Source organism: Lysinibacillus parviboronicapiens, from assembly GCF_003049605.2.
Taxonomy (GTDB): domain Bacteria; phylum Bacillota; class Bacilli; order Bacillales_A; family Planococcaceae; genus Lysinibacillus; species Lysinibacillus parviboronicapiens.
The window spans coordinates 3,889,984-3,907,496 of sequence record NZ_CP073713.1 but is presented as its reverse complement, the minus strand read 5'-3'; the positions used below and the strand labels follow the sequence as shown (position 1 = coordinate 3,907,496).

General features: G+C 38.9%; 14 protein-coding genes. 12 read left to right on the top strand and 2 right to left on the bottom strand.

The window, feature by feature from the left end; all coding sequences use genetic code 11:
* Window positions 1-66: 66 nt before the first annotated feature.
* The 3 genes from C9J31_RS18960 (at window position 67) to C9J31_RS18950 (ending at window position 5,112) form a co-directional block, all read left to right on the top strand.
* On the top strand, window positions 67-1,206 hold the full coding sequence (locus tag C9J31_RS18960; protein WP_107949236.1) for a zinc-dependent alcohol dehydrogenase: 1,140 nt from the start codon (window positions 67-69) through the stop codon (window positions 1,204-1,206).
* A 267-nt stretch (window positions 1,207-1,473) separates the two neighbouring features.
* On the top strand, window positions 1,474-3,165 hold the full coding sequence (locus C9J31_RS18955) for an FAD-binding protein (protein ID WP_107949234.1): 1,692 nt from the start codon (window positions 1,474-1,476) through the stop codon (window positions 3,163-3,165).
* 246 nt (window positions 3,166-3,411) lie between these two features.
* On the top strand, window positions 3,412-5,112 hold the full coding sequence (locus C9J31_RS18950) for a GNAT family N-acetyltransferase (RefSeq protein WP_107949232.1): 1,701 nt from the start codon (window positions 3,412-3,414) through the stop codon (window positions 5,110-5,112).
* Between the two features lie 465 nt (window positions 5,113-5,577).
* Here C9J31_RS18950 and C9J31_RS18945 read toward each other — a convergent pair whose 3' ends face one another.
* Complete coding sequence (locus C9J31_RS18945; protein ID WP_235616234.1) at window positions 5,578-6,165, bottom strand: NUMOD4 domain-containing protein; 588 nt, start codon at window positions 6,163-6,165, stop codon at window positions 5,578-5,580.
* A 189-nt stretch (window positions 6,166-6,354) separates the two neighbouring features.
* Between C9J31_RS18945 and C9J31_RS18940 the strand changes: the two genes are divergently transcribed.
* The gene (locus C9J31_RS18940) at window positions 6,355-7,965 is read left to right on the top strand and encodes a Na/Pi cotransporter family protein (RefSeq protein ID WP_107949230.1); all 1,611 of its coding nucleotides are present in this window, start codon (window positions 6,355-6,357) and stop codon (window positions 7,963-7,965) included.
* A 136-nt stretch (window positions 7,966-8,101) separates the two neighbouring features.
* Here the strand turns inward: C9J31_RS18940 and C9J31_RS18935 are convergent, their stop codons facing one another.
* Entirely contained in the window at window positions 8,102-9,091 is a 990-nt protein-coding gene (locus C9J31_RS18935; RefSeq protein ID WP_107949228.1) for an alpha/beta hydrolase, read from the bottom strand.
* A 74-nt stretch (window positions 9,092-9,165) separates the two neighbouring features.
* Between C9J31_RS18935 and C9J31_RS18930 the strand changes: the two genes are divergently transcribed.
* From C9J31_RS18930 to C9J31_RS18895, 8 genes are all read left to right on the top strand, one after another.
* Complete coding sequence (locus C9J31_RS18930; protein WP_107924187.1) at window positions 9,166-9,609, top strand: SACOL1771 family peroxiredoxin; 444 nt, start codon at window positions 9,166-9,168, stop codon at window positions 9,607-9,609.
* Window positions 9,610-9,808: 199 nt separating this feature from the next.
* Window positions 9,809-10,438, top strand: a complete 630-nt coding sequence (locus C9J31_RS18925) for a sugar transferase (RefSeq protein ID WP_238602043.1) — start codon at window positions 9,809-9,811, stop codon at window positions 10,436-10,438.
* 32 nt (window positions 10,439-10,470) lie between these two features.
* Complete coding sequence (locus C9J31_RS18920; RefSeq protein WP_238602044.1) at window positions 10,471-11,583, top strand: glycosyltransferase family 4 protein; 1,113 nt, start codon at window positions 10,471-10,473, stop codon at window positions 11,581-11,583.
* Between the two features lie 2 nt (window positions 11,584-11,585).
* Entirely contained in the window at window positions 11,586-13,259 is a 1,674-nt protein-coding gene (locus tag C9J31_RS18915) for a GNAT family N-acetyltransferase (protein ID WP_107949224.1), read from the top strand.
* A complete protein-coding gene (locus C9J31_RS18910) occupies window positions 13,240-13,998 on the top strand; it encodes a hypothetical protein (protein WP_244854832.1) in 759 nt (252 codons plus the stop codon). Before C9J31_RS18915 ends, C9J31_RS18910 begins: the two co-directional genes overlap by 20 nt.
* Window positions 13,974-14,969 (top strand): polysaccharide deacetylase family protein, encoded by a 996-nt coding sequence (locus C9J31_RS18905; protein WP_107949223.1) that lies wholly within the window; start codon window positions 13,974-13,976, stop codon window positions 14,967-14,969. Before C9J31_RS18910 ends, C9J31_RS18905 begins: the two co-directional genes overlap by 25 nt.
* Before the next feature lie 138 nt (window positions 14,970-15,107).
* Complete coding sequence (gene hutI, locus C9J31_RS18900) at window positions 15,108-16,379, top strand: imidazolonepropionase (protein ID WP_107949221.1); 1,272 nt, start codon at window positions 15,108-15,110, stop codon at window positions 16,377-16,379.
* 1 nt (window position 16,380) lies between these two features.
* Window positions 16,381-17,352 carry an agmatinase family protein gene (locus C9J31_RS18895; protein ID WP_107924182.1) on the top strand — a complete coding sequence of 324 codons (972 nt, stop codon included), beginning with the start codon at window positions 16,381-16,383 and terminating at the stop codon, window positions 17,350-17,352.
* The last annotated feature ends 161 nt before the right edge of the window (window positions 17,353-17,513 follow it).

Below are 17,513 nucleotides of genomic sequence, written 5' to 3'. Positions count from 1 at the left end.
ACGCTTAAATATACGTAATAAAAAATATTTATGATGGTGTTAAAAAGTGATGAGGGAGATGTTTAGATGAAAGCAGTAACCTTTCAGGGCATTAAAGATATTGCAGTAAAAAATGTAGATGATCCTGTGTTAAAAAAGAAAGATGACATTATTGTGCGAATTACATCCACAGCAATCTGTGGTTCGGATTTGCATATCTATCAAGGGGCTATTCCGGCCAATAAGGATTATGTAATTGGACATGAACCAATGGGAATTGTAGAAGAAGTAGGTCCAGAAGTAACAAAGGTTAAAAAAGGAGATCGTATTATATTACCTTTCAATGTATCGTGTGGGGATTGCTATTACTGTAACCACGATATGGAAAGTCAATGTGATAATTCGAACCCCGATCTAGAAGTAGATTCAGGTGGCTATTTTGGTTTTACAGAACGTTATGGTAATTATCCAGGAGGACAAGCAGAGTTTCTTCATGTACCATACGGGAATTTTATGCCATTTGTTATTCCTGAATCGTGTGATTTAGAGGACGAGGCATTGCTGTTTTTATCGGACGTGCTGCCTACTGCTTATTGGAGCGTGGAAAATGCAGGCGTGAAAAAAGGGGATACAGTCATCGTGTTAGGCTGTGGACCTATCGGCTTAATGACGCAAAAATTTGCATGGATGAAGGGAGCTAGTCGTGTAATTGCTGTCGATCATGTGAAATACCGTTTAGCCCATGCTAAAAAAATGAATAATGTAGAAGTTATTAATCTTGATGACTATGATGAAACAGGATTCTATATTCGTGAGATTACTAAAGGTGGAGCAGATGTGGTGATTGACTGTGTAGGAATGGACGGCAAGAAAACTGCAATGGAAGCGATTGGTCAAAAGATGAAACTACAAGGAGGGACATTAAGTCCAATTCGTATTGCAATGGATGCTGTACGGAAATTTGGAACACTTCAAATAACAGGCGTATACGGTGCTAAATATAATCAGTTTCCACTAGGGCATTTATTCGAACGTAATATCACCCTCAAAATGGGGCAGGCGCCTGTCATACATCTCATGCCAAAGCTATTTGACAAAATTGTAGCTGGTGAATTTGATCCAACAGAAATTATTACACATAAGATCCCCCTCGAAGAAGCAAGCAAAGCCTATCAAATCTTTAATGATCGTGAAGACGAGTGCATTAAAGTAATTCTAAAACCGTAATTTTAATGAAAAGGGAGCGGCGCAAAAGCTCTCTTTTTTTCGTTTAGAGCGTAGTAATAAATACAACGTTTATACGTAAATCATAAAACGATATAAAGAGTAATATAAACATTAAAACGTGAAAATCTATGCAAATAATCGTATAAGTTATTATTTGGAAAAATAGTAGTAGATTCAATTGACTGAATATTGGTTTAATTCTATACTTTTAGTAGTTATACAGATTCATGGATTTAGTAACTACTAATGAGAGTGAGGAATGTGTGTATGAATTGGGATGCGAGTTATGATGTGGTAGTGGTAGGTTCGGGAGCAGCAGGATTAACGGCAGGGCTGACAGCAAAGCTACAGGGAATGAAGTCATTAGTCATTGAAAAAACTGATCGTTATGGTGGTGCATCAGCATTATCTGGTGGAGCACTGTGGATTCCAAATAACCATGTAATGAAAGGTGCGGGCGTACCTGATACACACCAACAAGCTCGTTCATACTTAGATTCGACTATTGGGGAACGAGTGCCGGCACCACTGAAAGAAGCATACATTACACGTGGACCTGAAATGTTAAAATTTTTATACAATCATACCAATCATATGCGCTTCCAGTATGCGGCAGGTTATTCGGATTATTATCCTGAAAAACCTGGTGGCTTTGCTCAAGGGCGTTCGATAGAACCACTTTTATTTGATGTGAAAAAGATGGGTACTTTAGTAGATACAATGCGTCGATCGACAATGTCTACTAAGGGATTCACGATGAATAGCTGTGAATTCCATAAGGTCAATATGATGAGACGTACAATGATAGGTAAAACAACTGCATTGAAATTAGGCGCGAGGTTATTGAAATCGAAAGTAACAGGTAGTCAGCCAGTAGCCTTAGGTGAAGCATTGATTGCACGTTTGAGAATGTCACTAGCAGAGGCAAATGGTGAGCTCTGGCTTTCAACAGCGTTTAAAGATTTTATCGTTGAAAATAATCGTGTGGTTGGTTTATTGGTAGAACGACAAGGACTAGAATTGCATATTGAGGCGAAACAGGGTGTGATACTGTCATCTGGTGGTTTTTCGCATAATCAAGCATATCGTGAAAAATACTTACCGGGTCCTACCGATGCCAAATGGACCTCTACGCCAGAAGGCCAAACGGGTGATATTATCGAGCCCGGTTTACGCATCGGTGCAACACTAGATCTAATGGATAAAGTGTGGGGGGCACCATCAGTGATTGATCCAAATGGACAACCATTTTTCCTAGTAGCGGAACGTGGTGTGCCAAATATGATGGTTGTTGATAATGAGGGGAAACGCTATCTAAATGAAGCTGCCCCTTATCATGAATTTGTAGACAATATGCAAGCACACCATACAGAGACACATGAAGCTGTACCTTCTTGGATTCTGATTGATGCAACCGCGAAGAGTCGATATATTTTTACAGGGTTATTTCCTGGGCAAGCATTCCCGAAAAGCTGGTTTGAACGAGGTATTGTGAAAAGTGCACATACACTTGAAGAACTGGCACAACAAATGGCTGTACCGACAAACAATTTAATAGAAACAGTAGCACGTTTTAATGCCTTTGCACTTACTGGCTGTGATGATGATTTCCATCGAGGAGATAGTGCCTATGATAATTATTATGGTGATCCGACGTTGAAAAATCCAAACTTGGCTGAATTCACCAAGGCGCCTTACTATGCTTTGCGACTATACCCCGGTGATATCGGTACAAAGGGTGGCTTAGTAGTCGATGAGCAAGCACGAGTTGTCAAGGCAGATGGTACACGAATAGAAGGTCTTTATGCATCTGGAAATTGCTCGGCTTCTATTATGGGCGAAACCTATCCAGGGCCAGGTGCGACACTTGGGCCAGGGATGACTTTTAGTTATATTGCAACCTTGCATATGGCGAAAGCAAGTAAAAAACAACAACGAGCGACTCTATTAAAGGTATAAAACTTACTTACTATAAAACCTTCTCATTCATCATTGAATTGGGAGGTTTTTCAATATGTTTATAAAAGGTAAAGTGATATAGATTTATACCTATGAATATGAATGAACGGGTTTAGGCTAATTGTTCTAATGTTTTGGAGCGACGAATATAGTGGCTACTAAGTGCAAGTGCGAAAATTCATAATGACTTGCTTGAACACAACAAAGCATTTTCAGCGAAAGGAAAAAAGGAGTGACGAAACACACGTGTTAGTGTATAGACTCGTGACAAGGATTGAAGAGCTAGAGTCGTATAAGGACACTTGGTCAGGGATACTTGAACGTGAAAAAAACGATAATCCTTTTATAGAGTATGAATGGGTTTCGACTTGGTGGAGGACACTCGGCAGCAAAGAAAACGTAGAAATTCACATTGTTGAGCGCAACGGTGAATGCTTAGCATTTTTCCCTTTCATCCGCTTTGCTCGCTTTGGTGGTATCCATCAATTTAGCTTTCTAGGACAAGGATTTGCTACGTATATGGAAGTGATTGCTGAGAGTATTTGGAAGGAACAAGTAATGGAATATTTATTAAAAGAGCTCACGCAAAAATATCAAAGGGTTATTTTTGTGTTGCATGGCTTATTAGAAAGTAAGCAAACATCTTATCTACTGGAAAAATACGCGCAAGAACGACAACTACCTCATTCAGTTTTCCGCACTGTGACACCTTATATAGATTTTAAATCAGTGGAACTAAATGCTTTTCTTCAGAAGCATCACAAAAATTTTAAGAGCATTAATCGTCGTGAAAAACGATTAAAGGCTCTTGGTCATTTAAAATTTCAGGAGGTTAGTGCGAAAAATTTAGATGGAATGTTTGAGTTGTTTAAAAGAAGATGGCGCAAAAAAATTGATAGAAGTGGATTTACTGAACAACAAACACGGCTTTTTTTTGAACGTTTAGCCATGCAACAAAGTAATGCTTTTTGTGTGGAAGTAGATAACCTCGAATTTGAAGATCATTGGATTGGCTTTACAATCGATCTTTGTTGCAGAAATCGAAATTTTTGTCAGGCGATGGGCCATGAGCCTGATTTCAATATCTTTGGCCCTGGTCGTTTAATTGAAAAAGCAAATATGTTGAAGGCACATAGCTCGAACTATCGATTTTATGATTTCGGAAGCGGTTATGAGCCATATAAATTTGAATGGTATACACATTTGGATTTTACGCGAATTTTTGTTATGAGTAGTGAAGGAACTCGGGAGCGCCTTTTACGGTTGATGATGGTAGTTCGCGATACATTGAAAAGAAAACTAAGTGGGTATCATCAATTGGTAAAATTGAAACGGGATCGATTGGGGGAGTTTCAATATTTTTTAAAAGAAGCCCGTCTAAAAGATTGGTTTATTGCCTTAAAAAAAGGAATAAATCGCATGATAGCTGTAACTAGTTTTGACTTGTACTATCTTCAGAGTACTGAATGTCAAACATCAATTGATTTACCTGAAATAGCCATTCAGGATGTAATGGAAAGTGATAATCGATCACAACTCATCCCACAATATTATAGAGGTTATAAGCTTTATGGTGAAAACGCACAACAAATTTTATATTTACGCCATGACACTTTCATACGTGAGGAAGCGTTGGGTTTTACACAGCTACTACCACCAAATTCAACGTATATAAAAGAACATGCCATAGAGCTATTTCCAAAAATAGTAGCGCAAGTGCAACAAGAAGGAAGGGCGGTATGCACCACTGTAAATTGGTATGAATGGCGCAAACGGAAAATGCTTGTGAAGCTAGGGTTTGAAAAAGTGGAGCGCGTACGTATTAGTCGTTTATTTAAATGGCAAAGGATTTCTCGTCAAGACAATAAATGGGCAAAGCACATTCACTATAAAGGGCAAAAACTTGATCATATATGGCACTTAGTGTTGTTCCCCTTACTAATCTAAAAATCCTCGATGCCTACAGTCTTTTTCTTTTTGAATAAATGGTAAGAAAACTGTTGTTTTCATGTTCCAGGCGCTCCCTTTCCGTAGGCATAACTCCAACTAATTTTTGCAGCGTATCGCCGCAAAAATGGAGTTTCCATACGTGCTGTTCCTACAACTTGTATCTACTGATAGTCTATTCTGCTCGAGACGATGAAAACAGGATGGCGAAATATCCAATCAATGCGCGTGAACAGCTTGAAATACACTTTCAAAACGACAAAAGGTATTTGAAATGATCACATTTCGAATACCTTTTGAAATTTTATCAGCAATCCTGCCTGTGAAAAGCGACCGCCATGGCGGACATCAAAGGATTCCTATAGGTACCTCTATTTTAAAAGAAAAAGTGACTGTCAACAACCTCAATTTTTTGAATTAGTCGACAGTCCCTGGCCTTTTACTTGGCATGAGGATTCATTATGTTTAGAAGTGGACACCTGACTTGTCAGTTAGTTTGCAACCAGTGCCATATTTTGCTTTTAATGCACCTTTGAAAGTTGTCTGTTCAAGTTCAGGATAGGCCTGTTTCCATAATTCAAATACATTATGATTAGATGCTACTCCATCTTTGGTTAAGCGAACAATATGGAAACCATACTCATCGTTACATCTTGCTAAAGGGCGATTTTCACGAACGGTAAAAATACGACCGCTCTCAGTAATTTCATATAAACCTTCAAAGCCAGATAGAGCCCGTTTTTCCTCATGTAGTTCTGCTGTTTTTTCATCAGTTTCTTCGACTTCAGAAGTACCCTCAGTAGTACTTTCCGATGGTAAATCTTCTACAATGATAAAATCTTTTTTCGAAGCTTTGTCACTCATTGTGGACATTACATTCATAATTGAGCCCACATAATGCATAGGTTTTTCATTGTTTTCTTCATAAACAAAAATATTATAATCGGTTTTATTGGTTTTTTTCATAATTATATTGCCAGTTGTAATAGTAAAACCGATAAATTTATTTTTATTGAGTGCTTGTAATGCTTGTTGCTTAGTTAAAATCATCATTAAATCTCCTAAAAAAATATTTTCTCTATTTTACCATAAATTAAGGTCAACTGTTTTTCATAAAAGCACTACAAACATAACTATCCTATAAAATATAAAGATGGTAATATTAAGTATTATTGGTTTTTGTAAATAGTTATCGAATTTTATATATCATTTGTAAAATTTTTCATAAGGAGTGTTTATAGTTTGATTAATGTATTAGGGGGCATTGGTTTATTCTTACTCGGTATGACGATGCTAACTAACGGCTTAAAAGAGCTTGCTGGGGATGCTTTGAAAAAATGGTTGAACCGGTTTACAGGAGGCACTATAAGTTCGGTGCTATCAGGTACATTGATGACAATGCTAGTGCAATCTTCTACAGCTACTACGTTGATTACAATCGGCTTTGTTAGTGCGGGACTATTAACATTTGTGCAATCCATTGGTGTCATTATTGGTGCCAATATTGGTAGTACAAGTACAGGATGGATTATTTCGCTCATTGGTTTTAAGATTAATATGCAGACAATGTCATTGCCTTTCATCGCACTTGGTGTATTTGTGCAATTATTAGCACCTCGCGACTTTAAAGCAGCGGGTGGTCTTTTTACAGGCTTTGGCTTATTATTTTTAGGCATTGATGTACTCCAAGGCGGCATGGCCTCAGTTCAGGACATGATTCCATTTGATTCGTTTCAGGCGGATACAATGGGAGGCAAAGTTATTTTGATTGTGTTGGGGCTTATCATGACAGTCATTATGCAGGCATCAAGTGCAGCAATAGCCGCTACACTGACAGCATTATACGCAGGGGCTATTGACTTTGAACAAGCGGCATATTTAGTCATCGGCCAAAATATTGGTACGACTGCAACGGCACTTTTTGCGGCGATTGGTGCTTCAACGGCTGCCAAGCGCACCGCAATGACGCATGTGCTATTTAACGTAGCGACTGCAATCATTGTAACGTTCGGTGCAACGTTCATGTTTAAACTAACTGAATATGTGACAACTACCATTCATGATGGCTTCGATGAAACACTTGGTATTGCAGTATTTCACACATTATTTAGTGTGGTAGGTGCAATTATTTTTGTGCCTTTTGCACGTCCATTTGCACGAATGATTGAGAAAATAATTCCAGAAAAAGGTAGCTTCTTAACGCGCAATCTTGATGATAGCGTAGCAAAGGTGCCTGGAGTTGCTGTAGAGGTTTCATTTAATACGCTACAGGACATTACGAAGGAGTTAACAACAGTTATTATTATGCTTATTCGAAGTCAAAAGAGAACGACGGAAGCTGACAGTAAGCTAAATCAAATTGATGAAGCAATTGAAAAAACACGATTGTTCATGGATTCTATACAATCAACATCTAAGAAAGATCGCTATAAGCATATTTCACTGTTACATGCATTGGATCATTTGTATCGTTTGGCAAAGGCACTTCGTGAACAACATCCAAATTCACTCCAATTACAGCCAATGTTAACGAAAAAATGGCTGACAGTGCTGGAGGAAGTGCTGATGATCATTGATGAGGATAGCCGTCTACCTGAAATTTCAATGCTTTTACAGGAAACTTCAGCTGAAATGGCCGCAGAACGTCGTGATAAACGCAATGCTTACTTTGAGAACTCTGTTGGCAACATGGTAGAGTTAGAGACGGCGGTTTCAAAAGTAGAAGCATTACTGTGGATTGATCGCCTTGTCTATCACTACTGGCGTACAACGGCACGTTTAGCAGAATATCAAACCGCGACGAAAAAAAGCCGACATGGAGAAGCAACGAAAGACTTTGCTTTAACAGATTAAAAGAATGCCCGACTCTCTTGGTTGTTGCGAGAGCGGGCATTTTAATATGGACTTATTCTTACAGATTATTGGACACCGCTCGATTCCCAGCTAGTATCGGCTCAGGTCTCCACTGAAACTACATTCCTTAAGCCCCTTATTTATGACTCCTTGTTTGTAAGAAGGCAATGACTTTTTCAAACGTCTCTATAGCTTCAGGGCGATTCATCATAAATTGATATTCATGTGGAAGTTCAGATCCATCTTCAAAAAATTGACGGACAACAGGAATATTGAGTGACTCAAGCTTATCTGCCATTGTCATGCCATCTTCTGTGAAGGTCATTTCTGTACCATCAGTTATAAAGGTTGCTGGGAAATTTGGCGAAACATATTCTAACATATTGGCATATGGAAGTTGCTCGTGTTCTTGCCATTTTTTTTCGCCGATATAACTCCATGCTATTCGAGTGAATAAATAATTGATAACAGGATTATTACTCTTTTCTGTAATATTGGAGAAGTCATATGGACCACAAAATAGTAAAGTCCCTTGAATGGAGTGAGCAGGAACAACAGCAATTTGTTTAAGAAGTTTTGCATACTGGGAATCGACTTGAATATTGACAAATTGGCTGGCAATTTGTGCGCCGGCAGAATCGCCAGCAAAAAATATTTGGTCTAAGTCGAACGGGTAGTCGGCGGCAATTTCAGTAATATACTGATAGGCATCTGTTAATTGAATAATAGGTCCTGGATATGTGGCGCTAGGAGCAAGTTCATAGTTGATGTTCACGACAGCAAAGCCATGACTGGCAATTTGAATGGCATATTCCGTAACATCTTTTTTATCGCCGCCAACGTAGGCGCCACCGTGTATCCAAAAAATAACAGGTATTTTATCTTTTACATCCTTTGGGAAATGCATATCTAACAGGTTATCTTTGTGGTTAGAGGGATAAATAAGGTCTTTAATGGTTGAAACAGTTTCTTCTATTTCATTATAATTAGGTGGCTTTACGGCCATGCCATTTTTGAATAAATTATGAACAAGCCAAGTAGTAGGTCGAGGAGAAAAATGAACCCAACCTGTAAAAGATACAAGTATAGCAAGTAATATTGTTATAAATACTTTGAATATTTTCAATGACAGCACACCATTCTAGTTAGTTTTAAACAATTATAAACAATCACTAACGATATTGAAAAGGGGAGATTTAAGTGGTTCAACATAAGTTTAATATGAATTTGACGTGGTCAGAGGGAAGAGATGGTGCAGGGAATTTAATAGCAAGCAAATTGAACACTAAAATTTCTATTCCACAGGAAATGAATGGGCCAGGAATTGGCACAAATCCAGATGAAATGTTACTTGGTGCAGCGGCTACCTGTTATTTAATAACACTGGCAACGCTATTAGAAAATTCGAAAGTACCCGTGTTGGATTTGTCGATGCAAGCACAAGGGTTTGTAGATGTCACAAATGGTGTTTTTACATACGAGCGCATTGTCCATAAGCCAACTATTGTTGTCAAAGATTTAACTGATCGTGAGCAGAGACGCATTCATCGAATAGCTGAGAAGGCAGAAAAAACATGTATGATTAGTAAAGCGTTACAAGGAAATGTTCGAATTGAATGCCAAATTCAAATTGAACAAGGATAAATGGAAAAAATTACTAACTAAAACAATGAGTCACTTTTATCTTCAAACTTTTGAGGAGTTATTTCAGAAATGTATCTGAAGTAACTCCTTTTTTGTTATATAAACTGTGTAGTAGCTTTGCCTGAAATAGTTCTATAAGTGTGGGAAATGAATATATAAAGTTAAGTGCTAAAAAAATGCAAAGGATGATGTATTGCACGTGCAGGCAACTGAGACTAACACATTTTACGGTCAGTATGGCAAGCGAATATTTGATATTGTAGGGGCATTTCTCTTACTTTTCATAACAATTCCTCTTATGTTAGCAATATTCCTCCTATTATTAATGACTACAGGTCGCCCCATTTTCTTTAAACAAATTCGAACAGGCTCTGATCATCAACGGTTTATCATTTGGAAGTTAAGAACGATGAACATTCAGGCAATCCCTATGAATATGCCTGCTATGTGTGCGGAAGGCATACCTGATGATTATTATTACAAAACTGACCAAGATGCGCGTATTACAAAAGTAGGGGCTATTCTTCGCAAGTTAAGCATTGATGAAATTCCTCAGCTCATAAACGTATTAAAGGGAGACATGAGTATTGTCGGACCGCGGCCGGAAGTTCCAACAATTACAAATGCCTATAACACATTGCAGTCACGACGCTTAGAAGTAAAGCCGGGGTTAACGGGGCTTGCTCAAATTAACGGCCGATCAACTATTTCACATGGGCAAAAAATTTCATATGACATTCAGTATGTAGATAACTATAGCTTTTGGCTGGATTTAAAGATTGTTGTCAAAACCCTATTTGTAGTATTAGCAAGAACAGGTGCTTACTAAATAACGTAGGGAGGCGTTGGATACTGAAAATTGTGCAACTGATTACGCGAATGGATGAAGTAGGTGGCGCACAAAAGCATGTAGAGGCACTTGCCATCAAATTAAAACAAGATGCTTATGAGGTAACGATTGTCACGGGCTCCTATGATCCATCCCTTTGGCGGTTACAAGATGAAAACATTGCTGTCATCAGTATACCAGCCATGCAGAGAGCCATTCATTTATCGAAAGATATACAGGCGCTTTGGCTGCTGAGGTCCACTTTAAAAATAATAAAACCAGATGTAATAGCTGCACATTCCTCTAAGGCAGGTGCAATCGGGCGCCTAATCGGCAGATTTTTAGGTATCCCTACTGTTTTTACTGCTCATAGCTGGAGCTTCACAGACGGGGTTCCACCTAAGAAGAAACTTATGTATCGTCAGTTAGAAAAAGCAGTGCAGCCGTTTACAACGAAAATAATAACAGTATCTGAGTTTGACCGTCAGCTTGCACTGACAAAAGGCATTGCCCCTGCACATAAATTAATGACTATCCATAATGGTATTACACAATTAGCTGACCCGGCTACACTTAGTAAGAACAGTCTAGAATGTCCACTGATTATGATGGTTGCTCGCTTTGAAATACCAAAAAGACAAGATACATTATTGGAAGCATTGATAGAACTACCTGAAGTGCCATGGCGAATTCAGTTTATTGGTGATGGTTCACTACGCCCGGCTCTTGAGAAATATGTGACTGATAAAGGATTCGCACACCGTGTGACGTTTTTAGGTAATCAAACAGAGGTCACGGAACTGCTCGCAAAGGGTCAGATATTTGCGTTGTTATCGGACTGGGAAGGGTTACCGATTGCAATTATCGAGGCTATGCGAGCGGGCCTTCCGATTATCGCAACGAATGTAGGAGGCGTAAGTGAGTTAGTCACTGATACCGACAACGGTTTTTTAATTGACCGTGGTGATAAAGAACTGCTCAAACAAAGACTGAGACAATTATTAACAGATGAAACACTACGTCAAAAAATGGGAGATGCAAGTGAACGTTGCTTTTTAAGAAATTTTACATTCTCACCGATGTACCAGAAAACAGTAGAGGTTTATGAACAGGCCGTCTCAAAGTTATCGAAGAAAGGTGATTAACATTGCAATTAATACGTATTAGAACTGATGATGAACTTACATTATATAAAGACATCTGGGATCAGATTTTAGCTCGTGAAAACAATGATAATCCGTTTATTGAATATGCTTGGTTTTATAATTGGTGGAAAATAATTGGAAGAAAAGAGCGAGTAGAGTTATACGCTGTTAAAGAGGGAGAGAACATCATCGCCTTTTTTCCATTCACAGTGAGAATGCAATGGGGGGTAAGGATTTACGCTTTTGCAGGTGAAAATATTGCGAATTATTCAGGGATTATAGCGCTTGAAAAATGGTTATTATCGGCATCAACTTTTGTATTTGATGAATTAATCAAAAAGCATCGCCATGTAATCTTCTCGTTCCATGGTCTGTTGGAGAGTAGTCAATCTTCGAAAGTAATTGAACAATATTTCGTTGAAAGGCAAATGCGGCCAAGTATTTTTCGAGTAATAACACCGTATCTTGCCTTTCCGGAAATAGATTTTTTAAGTTATTTTAATAACCGTCGCAAAATGCATGGGGTAGATAGACGAGAAAGAAAGCTAAAAAATCTAGGCACCTTAAGTAGCAAAACTCCTAACCACAACGAGCTTTGGCAGATGTTCAGATTATTTGATAGACGTTGGGCGAAAAAAATGGATACGAGCAGTTTCACGAAGGGTAAGAAGAGAGAGTTTTTTGAGCACCTAACGCTTCTTCATGATGATGCATTGAAAGTAGATATAGAGGCTCTGGTATTTGAAGATCAGTGGATTGCCTTCACATATGGTTTTAGCTGTCGAGGACGATATGTGTCTTATGTACTTGGCCATGAGCCTAACTTTAATTCATTTGGGGCCGGTCGTATTTTGTATCACTATTTGATAAAGCGCTCCTTTAATGAAGGCTATAGCAAGTTTGATATGAGCATTGGCTATGAGCCCTATAAGTTTGATTGGCGCTCTGGGATAGATTTTACAAGACGCATGATTATCAGTAGCGATACGAAGCGTGCAAAGTTTGTAAAAAGTCGTTTTGCTTTCAAGGAACGTCTAAAGGAAACGTTAAAAAGTAGTCATCGGGTAGTGGAGTGGAAACGTAATACCCTTGGACAATTACGTTATTTAGTAAAGTATGGAAAAGGGAAAGATTGGCTAGAATATGGACAACGATTCGTAGAAAAGTTTATTCGTTTTAAGCAAGTGGATGTTTTCGAATTACCGCCTACTGATAGTGTTACACCTCTTCGTCCAGTTGGACTGTTGTTTGAAGAAATGTCGATTCAAGAGGCTATGCATCTCAATCAGGAAGCACTTATTTCCTTGTTCTATCAGGGATATACAATCTACAAAGATTCCTTTGCAGAAACGACTAAACCTGCTTTCGCGTTGCATACGGATAACTGGCGTATTGACGCATTGCAAATCGTTGAATCTTTGCCTAAGCAGACCTATTTTCTAACATATGATGTCTATAAAAATATCGATATTATTACAGACTTCTTTCAAAAAATAAAACCAGCACATACACTTTGGGTCACTGCAAGCGTTTGGCAATGGCGTAAGCGTAAACGATTACAGCAACTAGGTTATAAACGTATTTCTCGAATAAAACATTTCAAATGCGGTCGCTATGAGCGCAAACAAGTAGAAAAATACACAGAGAGTGGGGGCGATGTTCATTCTGTCCATTAGAAGTAAGCGATGGAATATCGCAATGCAGCATATTTATTTTGCAGAGAAGCCAGCAAATATTAGAAAGCCGATGAAGCTTGTTTGTCATACACATTCACTTGTACCAAGTCGCAAACTTGCCAAAAGTGAAACAGTTCATATTCAACTAACGGACCATGAGCGGACAATGTATACAGCGTTGTCGAAGAACAATCAAAAAATGCTTCGTCGTGCACAGCGGGAAGCTTATCAAATATTTTTATATGAAGAACCGTCACAAGAGAATTTACGTGCATTTCAACGGTTTTATAATGATTTTGCGAAAAGGAAAAAAATTGAGCAAATTAATAAAGTCCAAATGGAGTCTATTTCGCTGTTAAATAACAGAGGAGCTTTGTTCTTGTCAGAGGTTCGTAGCATTTGTGGACAAACACTATGCTATAGACTTGATATTGTCCATGCTAAAAAAGCTATGTCTTATTATGTGGCGACCTGTCACCCTCTTTTAATGCCAGCTGATTTAAAGCGACCAATTCGTTATGCTAACCGCTTCTTGCTATGGCATAATTTATTGCATTTAAAGCAACAAGGTTGTTTGCTATACGATATGGGCGAGTTGACGAATGTAGCAACCATTCGAAAATTTAAGCTCAGCTTTGGTGGACAAGTTGTCGATGTTTATTCGGGTTTCATTGCACAATCGAAAATAAGTGCTCTGTTACTGGGTGTGCAAAAATGGAGGAAACAGCAATCGAGGTAAATCGTGGCGGTTTCATTATTTCCTTGGATTTTGAGCTGAACTGGGGCGTTCATGATGTGTTTAGACATGGACAATATGATGAAAATTTATATGGAGTACGCCATGCATTGCCTAAAATACTGACATTATTTGAGAAGTACGGCGTTCATGCAACATGGGCAACGGTCGGTTTATTGTTTGCAGAAACGAAAAATGAAATGGCACATTATTTACGAGGAATCCCAGTGAAATATGAACAAAAACGCTATGCAGCGTATTTGCAGCTTGCGAGTGTAGGTGAAAATGAGCAAGATGATCCCTTACATTTTGGTAAATCTTTAATTGCAGAAATAATGCAGACACCACATCAGGAGATTGGTACCCATACCTTTTCACATTATTATTGTCTGGAGAATGGTCAAACAGAAGCTGATTTTCGTGCAGATTTACAGGCAACAACAGTGATAAGCGAAGATTACATTGTACCCATGAAGTCGATTGTTTTTCCTCGCAATCAGGTCAATGCCAGCTATTTTAAGGCATGTATGGAGGCGGGGCTTATATGCTATAGAGGCAATGAAGCACACGCCTTATATAGCCCTAAAAAGTTCACAAAAAAAAGTAGGCTCTTAGGTGCGATGAAATGGTTAGATAGCTATGTTAATATAACCGGCAATCATTTGATACGACTGGAAGAGATGAAGGACGATGTTTTCGTCAATGTACGTTCCAGCGCATTTTTAAGACCATACTGTAAGCGCCTAAGCGTATTGGAAGGTCTTAAGATAAAACGAATCAAAGAAGGAATGCTTGCCGCTGCGAAGGTAGGTGCTTTTTATCATTTATGGTGGCATCCTCATAATTTTGGCAAGCATACTGAAAAAAATTTAGCTATGCTTGAGGAGCTTTTACGTTATTATCGAGAACTACAAATGAAATATAATTTCCGAAGTTACTCCATGTATGAGGTAGCAATGCTATGTAAGCAATAACATTTCTAAACAGGATGTTATTGCTTTTTTTTATGAGTGTATGTTTTAGAGATATTTTGTGAGAATAAGAGGGAAAATGCCGAAGGATGACGAAGTTGATAGATGATACGCTTTACGCATATATAGGGGGAGTTTGGGATGACGGGATTGTCACAGAAGCCAATTTGGGTTCAAAATATTTCACAATTAGTGACACTAGCTAGCGATAAAAAAGGGCCACGTGTGCGCGAAGAAATGCGAGAGCTCGGTATTGTTGAGGGAGGAAGTGTATGGATTGAGAACGGTTTGATTCAAGATTTGGGGACGACACGGGACATGATTCTAAAATATTTACATCGGGCACAAGAAGCTGAGATTGTAGATGCAACTGGAAAGATTGTCACACCTGGATTAATAGATCCTCATACGCATGTTGTTTTCGGGGGTAGCCGTGAGCATGAATTTGAGATGCGTTTAGAAGGTGCGAGTTATATGGACATTATGAATGCTGGGGGAGGTATTCATGCAACAACCAGAAAAATGCGTACTTTATCTGAAGAACATATTTTCAATCAAACGGCAAGGCGATTGGACTTATTTTTACAGCATGGTGTCACAACACTGGAAAGCAAAAGTGGCTACGGACTGGACCTAGAAAATGAGTTAAAGCAATTACGTGTGATGCGAAGATTGCATGAAAAACATCCAATGGATATTGTCCCAACCTTTATGGGAGCGCATGCGGTGCCAGAGGCGTATAGAGAGAACCCGGATAAGTACGTCGATTTAGTCATCGAAGAAATGATCCCAGCAGTTGTTCAAGAGGATCTTGCGAAATTCATAGATGTATTTTGTGAGGTGGATGTCTTTACCCCTGAGCAATCCGAGCGAGTTTTACTAGCTGGTAAGGAATATGGGCTTATTCCAAAAATTCATGCGGATGAGATTGAAGAAAATAAAGGTGCGTATGTCGCAGCAAAGGTAGGGGCAATTTCTGCAGAACATTTATTAAAAGTATCAGATGAAGGAATAGAAGAGCTTGCAAAATCAGGTGTTATCGCTTGTTTATTGCCAGCAACGGCACTGTATTTAGGAGAAAAGCCAGCACGTGCACGAGACATTATCGATGCTGGTGTACCTGTGACAATTTCTACAGATTGTAACCCAGGGTCATCCCCGACAATCTCATTGCCACTAGTCATGAATCTAGCGTGTATTACGATGAACATGACACCAGCGGAAAGCTTATGTGCTGCTACATATAATGCTGCCTGTGCACTGCAAATTGAGGATCGTGTTGGCTCGATTGAAGTAGGAAAGCAAGCAGATATCGTCTTATGGGATGTGCATAATCATCAAAAGTTACATTATATTTTTGGTGTTAATCATGTGAAAAAAGTATGGAAAAAAGGCGTGAAGGTGGTCGGTTAACATGTTTATTCAACCTGAATGGCAGTGGAAGCAAGAAAATGGCTCGGGTATGCATCAATGGATAAAACAAAAGGAAAATCCACAGCCGAGTGATGTTGATATCATTGTCTATGGCGCGTTATTATCGTATGCAAGTGAGTCGTCCAAAAAAGCACAGTATCCACATGCTTTTCGCAAGGCATGGTCTAGTTTTCAATCCTATAATTTAGATGAGCAAGTGGATTTACGGGCGCTGGCTGTTGTTGATATTGGTGACGTCGCTATTCATACGACAGATAAAATGATTTCTGAATCGGCTATTGAGGCTGCGGCAGAAAGCTTAAGTGTTGCCTATCAGAAAAGCTTTACCTGCCTCATTGGAGGGGATCATGCGATAACCGCTTGTTCTCTACGTGGCATAAAAAATGCTTTTCCACAGGATCGTATTGGTGTTATTCAACTTGATACGCATTTAGATGCAAGGAACCAGGAAGAAATTGGCCTAGCAATGGATTCTCCTATACAGCAATTGATTGCGGCAGGTGTTGTCGAAGGAAAGCATATTTATAATGTAGGCTTGCATGGCTTTTTCAATTCACCGGAGATGATTCATTACGCACGTGAACAAGGTATTCATATGATTACCCTAAAGCAAATGCGCAGGGATGGTATACAGCTTACAATTCGTGAAATGCTTCGTCAGCTAATGTTTGAGGTAGATCGTATTTATGTATCAGTCGATTTGGATGCACTTGATATAACATTTGCACCTGAAGTCCCTGCCGCGACACCGGGTGGTTTAACGGCTTATGAATTATTTGATATTGTAAAGCTCATTGGCGAAAATGAAGGTGTTCGCCATATTGACTTTGTCTATGCTGATCCTAAAGAAGGGGAATTACGTATAGAAACAGTGAAAACGGGTGTGACTGCATTTTTACAATGGATTACAGGTATTCAACTCGATCATCGACATCGTATTGCGAAAAAATAAAAAGCAACTGTCCCAAATGTGAAAATAGTATGCTAGTCATAGCATACTATTTTTTGATATCTAGATAAAAATCCGCTTAGACGCATGGGCGACGAAAACGTGGGTAGCAGGCAAGCAAGAGCATGAGACTCAACATGGAGCATATGCAAGCCCTTGCGGAA